This window comes from Acidisoma sp. (assembly GCF_035492295.1).
Taxonomy (GTDB): domain Bacteria; phylum Pseudomonadota; class Alphaproteobacteria; order Acetobacterales; family Acetobacteraceae; genus Acidisoma.
The window spans coordinates 1-7,274 of sequence record NZ_DATJJK010000254.1; the positions used below are offsets into that span (position 1 = coordinate 1).

Annotated in this window: 10 protein-coding genes; 6 read left to right on the forward strand and 4 right to left on the reverse strand. The window is 64.1% G+C overall.

The genetic code is table 11. From position 1 onward, the window contains the following. From VL752_RS19095 to VL752_RS19105, 3 genes are all read left to right on the forward strand, one after another. The coding region (locus VL752_RS19095) for a transporter substrate-binding domain-containing protein (RefSeq protein WP_325357687.1) at window positions 1-250 on the forward strand (250 nt) is incomplete at its 5' end. Window positions 251-275: 25 nt separating this feature from the next. Next, a complete protein-coding gene (locus VL752_RS19100) occupies window positions 276-1,004 on the forward strand; it encodes an amino acid ABC transporter permease (protein ID WP_325357689.1) in 729 nt (242 codons plus the stop codon). A gap of 11 nt (window positions 1,005-1,015) precedes the next feature. After that, window positions 1,016-1,768, forward strand: coding sequence for an amino acid ABC transporter ATP-binding protein (locus VL752_RS19105; protein ID WP_413788778.1), 753 nt, complete (start codon window positions 1,016-1,018; stop codon window positions 1,766-1,768). An 18-nt stretch (window positions 1,769-1,786) separates the two neighbouring features. On the opposite strand, the gene VL752_RS19110 is transcribed toward VL752_RS19105, so the two are convergent. Then, entirely contained in the window at window positions 1,787-2,506 is a 720-nt protein-coding gene (locus VL752_RS19110) for a hypothetical protein (protein ID WP_325357693.1), read from the reverse strand. A gap of 187 nt (window positions 2,507-2,693) precedes the next feature. On the opposite strand from VL752_RS19110, the gene greB reads away from it, so the two are divergent. Together greB and VL752_RS19120 are read left to right on the forward strand one after the other, a co-directional pair. Beyond that, window positions 2,694-3,242 (forward strand): transcription elongation factor GreB, encoded by a 549-nt coding sequence (gene greB / locus VL752_RS19115; protein WP_408863182.1) that lies wholly within the window; start codon window positions 2,694-2,696, stop codon window positions 3,240-3,242. A gap of 263 nt (window positions 3,243-3,505) precedes the next feature. Then, window positions 3,506-4,273, forward strand: coding sequence for a hypothetical protein (locus VL752_RS19120; RefSeq protein WP_325357695.1), 768 nt, complete (start codon window positions 3,506-3,508; stop codon window positions 4,271-4,273). A 52-nt stretch (window positions 4,274-4,325) separates the two neighbouring features. Here VL752_RS19120 and VL752_RS19125 read toward each other — a convergent pair whose 3' ends face one another. The 3 genes from VL752_RS19125 to VL752_RS19135 form a co-directional block, all read right to left on the reverse strand. Further along, window positions 4,326-4,583: a hypothetical protein gene (locus tag VL752_RS19125; RefSeq protein ID WP_325357697.1), complete on the reverse strand. Its 258-nt coding sequence runs from the start codon at window positions 4,581-4,583 to the stop codon at window positions 4,326-4,328. Between the two features lie 112 nt (window positions 4,584-4,695). Next, window positions 4,696-5,568: a lysophospholipid acyltransferase family protein gene (locus VL752_RS19130; protein ID WP_408863184.1), complete on the reverse strand. Its 873-nt coding sequence runs from the start codon at window positions 5,566-5,568 to the stop codon at window positions 4,696-4,698. A gap of 468 nt (window positions 5,569-6,036) precedes the next feature. Continuing rightward, window positions 6,037-6,924: a glycosyltransferase family 2 protein gene (locus tag VL752_RS19135; protein WP_325357700.1), complete on the reverse strand. Its 888-nt coding sequence runs from the start codon at window positions 6,922-6,924 to the stop codon at window positions 6,037-6,039. A gap of 139 nt (window positions 6,925-7,063) precedes the next feature. Between VL752_RS19135 and VL752_RS19140 the strand changes: the two genes are divergently transcribed. Further along, window positions 7,064-7,274: hypothetical protein (locus VL752_RS19140; RefSeq protein ID WP_325357701.1), on the forward strand; the 211-nt coding region annotated here is incomplete at its 3' end.

Genomic DNA, 7,274 nt, shown 5'->3' on the forward strand with positions numbered 1-7,274 from the left:
AAAGCTCAAGAACCTCCGCACCGTGGGGGACCCCATCGCCTATCACGCGAAGCCCGAATGGGCGGCAGCCGAGGCCAAGGCACCCTATCGTCTGGGTTCCCTCGCGATCGCCGTCCGCCCCGAATGTCCCGCCCTGCTTTCCGCCATCAATGGCGCGCTTGAGAGCATGGATAAGGACGGTACGCGCGAAGCGATCCTCAAGAAATACGGCGTCTGGAGCGACCAGCAGGCCAATCTGATGAAGCAGTAAGCAACGAAAACGGGGCCGCCTGACCGTGTACGATTTTTTGTTCAACCAGATCCCGCAGCATTTTCCCTTCCTGCTGTCGGGCGCGGTGGTGACGATCGAGCTTTCGCTCGTCAGCATGGTCGTGGGCCTCGTCCTGGGCCTCGCGGTCGCCCTCGGCCGCATGTCCGGACGGTGGTGGCTGGTTTGGCCGCTCAACGCCTTCGTCGAGATCTGGCGGGACACGCCGCTGATCGTGCAGCTGCTCGTGATCTATTTCACCCTGCCCAATGTCGGCATCACGCTGCCCGGCTTCTGGGCCGGGGTGCTCGGCCTCAGCCTCAATCTCGCCGCCTATCTCTCGGAAGTGTTCCGCGCCGCAATCCAGTCGGTGGATGACGGGCAGCGCATGGCCGGCCTCTCCATGGGCATGTCCGGCTTCATGATCTACTGGCGCATCATTTTGCCGCAGGCGATGCTGACGGCAATTCCGACCGTCGGCGGCTATTTCATCGCCCTGCTCAAGGACTGCTCCCTGGTCTCCTTCATCGCGGTGAATGAATTGCTGCGCAACGCCACCATCGTCATCTCCAACACCTTCGACAGTATGGATACCTATTTCATGGTGGCGATCATCTATTTCGCCATGAGCTTCCTGAGCTCGCGTCTGGTCGCCGTGATCGAACGCTGGCTGACACCCGCCTACCTTCGCCGCGGCTTCGTGTCGCCCGAGCAGGTGCGGATGCTGCCTGTTGTGGCCACGGGGGTGCCGGTATGAGCGAGGCGCCCATGATCGCCGTCCGCCAGTTGCACAAGAGCTTCGGCAATACCCAGGTTCTGCGCGGGGTGGACCTTACCGTTCACCGCGGCGAGATCACCTTCATCATCGGGCCCTCCGGCGGCGGCAAGTCAACGCTGCTCCGGTGTATCAACTTCCTCGATCGCCCGACGAGCGGCGAGATCACCTTCGGCGAGGAGCGGCTCTGCAGCGAGGACGGGAATGTCTTCCGTGTGGCACCGGACGCGGTGCTGCGTCGGGCGCGCAGCCGCATGCCCATGGTCTTCCAGCATTTCAACCTGCTCAAGCACCGCACCGTGCTGCAGAACGTGATCGAGGGGCCGGTGCATGTGCTACGGCGCCGAAAGGCGGAGGTAATCCCCGAGGCGCAGGAATTCCTGCGCAGGGTGGGGCTGTTGGAGCGACAGGATTTCTATCCGGATCAGCTATCGGGCGGGCAAAAGCAGCGGGTCGCCATCGCGCGTGCGCTCGCCATGCAGCCGGCGCTCATCCTCTTCGACGAGCCGACCAGCGCACTCGACCCCGAACTGGTCTCTGGCGTGCTCGAGACCATCCGCGCGCTCGCGACCGAAGGGCGGACCATGATCATTGTGACCCACGAGATGAGCTTTGCCCGGCGCCTTGCGCATCGGGTTCATTTCTGTGCCGAGGGCCAGATTCTCGAAAGCGGTCCGCCCGAGGCGATTTTCGAGACTCCGCAAAATCCGCGTCTCGCGAGTTTCATCCAGTCGATCGCGCATTGAGAGCGCGGCGGCCGGACGTTAGTACCAGATGGCCGAGAGCTGATCGTTCACCGGGCCGCGCTCGGGCAGCGGCAGCAGGCGAAGCAAGGTTTCCGGCCCGCGGGAGCCGGCCTGGGCGTGGCATTCCGCCTGAACCTTGAGGACGGTCTCGTCCGGTTGGCGAATGCCGATGTCAAGCGGGATAGGCCGGCCAGGATTGGCGTGGGCGACAAGCACCGCTTCCTGCAGCCGGCCAGCATCCACCGGCGCCACCAGAGGCAGGATGGGGTGGCCGACGAGCTGGGCCGGCCCCAGACCGAACAGATCGGCGGCATCCGCGCCGATGGCCTGGATCACGAACATCTGGTCCAGAATGCAAAGCGTGCCTGGCGCGCGCAGGCGGGTCGCCGGCATCGGGGGCCGTTCTTCAGGCGCAGGTGGGGGGCTTTCGGGCGGCAGTTCCGGCATTCGCTCTCCCGCAACCGGGTCGTCCGCGCGTGCCGCGAAGCTGATCAGGCTCGCGATCAGAAAGGCCACGGCCGCGATCGGATAGAGAATGATGCCGAGCCGGGCTGCGTCCAGCACGTCGGGCGCTGCATACCACATCGGATAGAGGCTCGGTGCCTGGTTGGTCGCGGCCAGTTCTCCGGTCATCTGCCCCTGGTCGCTGAGCGCGATCAGGAGCACGAGCACAAGATAGGCCGACATGAGCCAGAAGATGAGAAAGGCGGTACGGCGGAGTGCGCGAGCCAGAAACATGCAATGCCCCACGATGATAGGAAGCAAGGCGGCAGGCGCCTCCAGGCGCTCTTGCCTGACATCCTGAATAGCAAACCGTTGCGTATTTAAAAAGAAATGGCTTGGCTCACGCGGCCCCGGTGTGCTTGCGGCGTCCTGCCGATTTGGCGTCCCGCATCTCCGTGGCTATGGTCGACGGATAGACGGGATGGCGCGATACGGCGGGATCATGGGTTTCGACGAGGACGACGAGGACGAGGGGCCGCCCCGGCTGCCGGGCGGCAAGTTCTACATGACGCCGGCGGGCTTCGCCCGGCTGGAGGCGGAACTCGCCGCCCGACGGGAGGAGCGTCACCGCGTGGTGGAGATTGTCTCCTGGGCGGCGGGCAATGGCGACCGCAGCGAGAATGCCGACTACAAGGAGGGCAAGCGCCGGCTGCGGGAGATCGACCGCCGGCTGCGCTTTCTGATGCGGCGGATCGCCCATGCCGAAGTGGTGGACCCCGCGGCCCAAAGCCAGCGGGATCGCGTCTTCTTCGGTGCAACCGTGACTTTCGTGAACGATCGGGACGAGGCGCGTCGCGTCACCATCGTCGGTGTCGACGAGGCGGATATGGCGGAGGGCAAGATCAGCATCGGATCGCCCATCGCCCTTGCCTTGCTGCGTGCGCGCCAGGGTGACGAGGTAACGGTGCGCACGCCTCGCGGACCAGAGCTGATCGAGGTTCTAGAGATTTCCTATCCGGTGATCGCCTAGCCGGCGGCGCCTAGCCGGTCGCGCCTAGCCGGCCGCGCCTAGCCGGGGGCGCCTAGCCGGCCGCGCCAAAGAAAAATCCCGCAGGAAGCCCTGCGGATTTTCTGAAGCCGAGCAGGCCTTAAGGCCTCGTTCAAATCCCATTCGACGCCCGTTAATTTCTCTGTCGTAAAGGACCTGAGGCGTCATCCGCCGGGCCGAACCATTCTCCGCAAGGAACCATCCTTAAGCCGGAATGATCCTCAAGCAGGTACGAGACCAGACGCATGCCCTCCGTCTTCAACCTTGCCGGCATTGGGCAGGTCACGATCGATCGTCGCCCCGACATGTGCCCCGTCTGCCATACGCGCATCACCCCGAATGTGATGACCGGCGGCATCGGGGGCCGCGTCTACGACGGCAGTCTTACTGTCGTCTTCATCTGCCCAAGCGATGCTTGTCGGGAATATTTCCTCGGCTATTACGAGAAGAGAAACGGCCAATACGGCTTTCTCACCTGCCGCCCGAAGGAGACGGCGGTGCCGACGCTGCCGGACTTTGTCGTCCGCATTTCCGCCAATTACTGCGACATGTATCAGGAATGCTACCGGGCCGAGGCCGAGGGGCTGCGGCAGGTCGCGGGCTTCGGCTATCGCAAGGCGCTGGAATTTCTCATCAAGGATTATGTCGTCTCACGCCGGCCGGAGGATCGCGCCGCCATCGAGGCCACGCCTCTCGCGACGTGTATCGAGACCTATGTCGGGGATGCGAATGTGCGCGACGTCGGGCGCCGCGCCGTCTGGCTGGGTCAGGACGGAGCCCAGCGGGCCTGGACGGAGAAGGATCTGCGCGATCTTAAATCCGTGATCGAGCTCGTGCTGCGCTGGATCGAGACGGAATATCTGACCGAGGAACTGCTCAAGACCATGCCGCCGGCACCGGGTGGGGTCGCGGGTGAGGACCGGGTTGGGACCGGGATGCATCCCGTCGATAGCAGCGGCGGCGGCCTGGGCGGAATCCGTGGCGCGGCCGCCGCCTCTTCTTCCTCGGCCTGAAGGGGCCAAGCCTCGGACTCAGGATCCGAGCGGGAGAGGAGGACGTGTCGGTTCAGAATCCGTCGCTGCCGTTGAGCCGCTTCGGTCCCGTCATGATCTGCTTGTTCTTGAGCTGCTCCTGGCTCTTCTGGAAGTCCTCCAGCTTGTACTGGCCCGTTCCGCAGCCGCCGATCGTGCCCGGCCGCGTCGGGTCCTCGGCGTTGTGGTTCGCCGCTTTCTTGTCCTGGTCCTGGCAGCCATAGGTGCCGGCCTGGGCGACACCGATGAGTGCGCCGGTAGCGAGGATTGTGGCGAGGCCGAGACGTTTCATGATCCGTTCCTGTCGCAAGGGCGGCCCACGCCGCAGGCTGCCATGGCCGAGGCTTGAGACATGCCATGGCCCGGGTCCCACTTCAACAGAAGGCGCGCGGCCGTGCTCGCCGTCAGGCTGGGGCCGAGGGACATTCCGGCTTCGGCCAGCGCCGGTGCAGCCAAAGCCAGGAGCCGGGATCGGCCCGCACCCAGGCTTCCACCCGCGCGTTGAGGGCGGTGGTGATTGCCCGGATATCCGCTGCCCGGTCGCCGGTCCGCGGCACGGCGAGCGGTGGCTCGCAAACCAGGCGCAAGCGCGCTGGCCCGATGCGCTCGATCCGGATCGGCACCAGCGGCAGGTTGAAGCGAAGCGCGAACTGGGCTGGGGCGGTCGCCGTCATCGCCATGCGGCCGAAGAAGGGAACGGCGATGCCGTCATTCATCTTCTGGTCGACGAGCAGCCCGAGCGAGCCGCCGCGGGCAAGATGCGCAATCGCCGCCCGGGCGCCGGCCGCGCCTTTCGGGAACATCGTGACATGGTTGCCATGGGCGGCGAGGCGCAGATTCTGGATGACCTCTTCGACTGCCGGGTTCGAGGCGCGGCGATAGGCACCGGAGACCGCGAGGCCGAGCTGGGCGGCAATCGGCAGGATCATCTCCCAGTTGTGGCAATGGGCGGAAAAGAAGATGGCTTGGCCCTGCGGCAGGTTCTCTTCGCCCACTAACTCCCAGCCCGGCCCATGGGTGCTCCGCTTCAAAGCGGCGAGATGCGGCAATTCGCCCACGTTGCGCCCGAGGTTGCGCCAGACTTCCGTGATGACCCGCCTGCGTGCCGCGGGCGTTAGATCGGGCAAGGCGAGCGCGAGGTTGCGATCCGCGATCCGGGACGCGCCGAGATGCCGGCCGATCGCGGCAGCGACGGTGCCGGCGAGGTTGGATGCGCGTTCCGGCCCGAGCGCGCGCAGGATCGCGATTGCGATCAGCAGGCCGAAGCGGGTCGGCAGCTGCCGGCGGTAGCGGGAAGGAGAAGGGGGGACGGGAAGGGTGACGGTGGGGAGCGTGGGGCCTGCGGTCACTCTGATCTTCTTTTTAAGTCCAGCATGGTATGAGACCACGATCGCGTCAGTTCTCGAAACGCTTGGCACGCAAGCCAGTCCCTCGGGCTGTCTTTTGTTCAGGCGCGGTCTTTTCCTCCGCAAATGTGTCGGCTTTGGGACAGGGCAGACCGGCAGGTCTCTGCAGACCCCGCGGGGCGCCTGGTACCGGGCGAGCCGGATTGCCGATACCGCGAGACGGTGGGATGCTGTTCTGGGCGAGTTGGCGCGCGGTGTCCCGCGCGGGCGGCCGGCGGCCGCGGGTTGCAAGCCGCTGCCCCTGACGGCGCAGGCTTTATGACGTGAAGCTGGCGATTAAAATGATCCGACAACCAGTCCGGCGTGAAAAATCGCCAAGACGATTACATAACGGAACAATCACAAATCGAGAACTCGTTGAGGCGACATGCGGCCATTGCAAAGATCCCAAATCGCGAAAAGATTCCCGAGCAGGCGCCCGCGACGGTCCACATAGGGCTCGGGCCAGGCTGAACGCACAAGGTTCTTCGCAATATTCTTGCTGATATGGCCGGCCGCACGACCCAAGGGGTAGCCTGCACGCTTCGATACCAGATAGAGCGGATTGGCGACTTGAGAATAGCCCAGCTTAACGCCGGAGCCGCGCCCCGACTTTACCCCCAGATGCACCCCGCGCGCCGCGTCAAGTTTGACGACATTGCCGAACACCGCCAGTCGTCGCGAGAGATCAACGTCTTCCTGCCAGGAATAGAGCGGCAAAGCTTCGTCGAAGGCCAGCCGGGCGCGGCGAATCTCCGCCATCCTGACAGCCATGTTGCAGCCGTAGCCGGAGAATTCTGTGCTCTGACCGTTCGCGGCGGGCCTGTCACGATACTGCGACCAATCCGCCGCCAGAAGTGCCATAGCGTCGCGAACGGAGAGGCCGGGCCCATTGATGCCGTCGGCAATCACCCGTCCTGTCGCCACCACGGTTTTGGGATGCTCTGCCATATGGCGCTCCAGCGCCAGGATATAGTCTTGCTGCGGAAAGAAATCGTCATCGAGAAAGAGAATGACGTCGGCATCCACCGACGCGCGGATGATGGCGTTGCGCTGGGCCGAGGCCCCAGCGTTGGCGTAGATCAGATCGATCGAGGGAAAGGCGCTCTTGATGCCCTCGGTATCGGCGGGCTTGCTCCCGCAGATGACAATATGATCTGGAGCACGGATCTGAAGAAGAAGGTTCTCCAACATTTGTCGGAGTACCACCGGCCGGTTAATTGTCGCAATCCCAATGACAATCTTCATCCACAAAACTCCGCACATTATTAGTGACCAAACTATCGGCGGGTTGCGACATCACAACTTAACCAATGGTTTTACGAATCTTTCATGGATTTTCTGAAGAGGGGCGGAGAGCGCCGTTTTTCGCCAAAACAGGAAGTTGATGACATGCGAGTCCTTCATCCGGACGATGCAGCACTTCCTTGTACAGCGATTGCGCGGGGCACTTGGCGCCGCCGGGGCGGAGATCGTCTGCAAAATCTCGGAATCGGGCCGCGCCCGGGAGGACGGTAATGCTTTCGGATTAGGCGGCTGCGGCCAAGCCGAGCGCTCTATCGTGGGCGCTCCGAGGCATGGCTGGTGCCGGGTGAGGG

Excerpts from the sequence above, each read along its gene's own strand:
- VL752_RS19105 (WP_413788778.1), top strand. The coding sequence starts at position 1,016 with ATGATCGCCGTCCGCCAGTTGCACAAGAGCTTCGGCAATACCCAGGTT.
- VL752_RS19110 (WP_325357693.1), bottom strand. The coding sequence starts at position 2,506 with ATGTTTCTGGCTCGCGCACTCCGCCGTACCGCCTTTCTCATCTTCTGG.
- greB (WP_408863182.1), top strand. The coding sequence starts at position 2,694 with ATGGCGCGATACGGCGGGATCATGGGTTTCGACGAGGACGACGAGGAC.
- VL752_RS19120 (WP_325357695.1), top strand. The coding sequence starts at position 3,506 with ATGCCCTCCGTCTTCAACCTTGCCGGCATTGGGCAGGTCACGATCGAT.
- VL752_RS19125 (WP_325357697.1), bottom strand. The coding sequence starts at position 4,583 with ATGAAACGTCTCGGCCTCGCCACAATCCTCGCTACCGGCGCACTCATC.
- VL752_RS19135 (WP_325357700.1), bottom strand. The coding sequence starts at position 6,924 with ATGAAGATTGTCATTGGGATTGCGACAATTAACCGGCCGGTGGTACTC.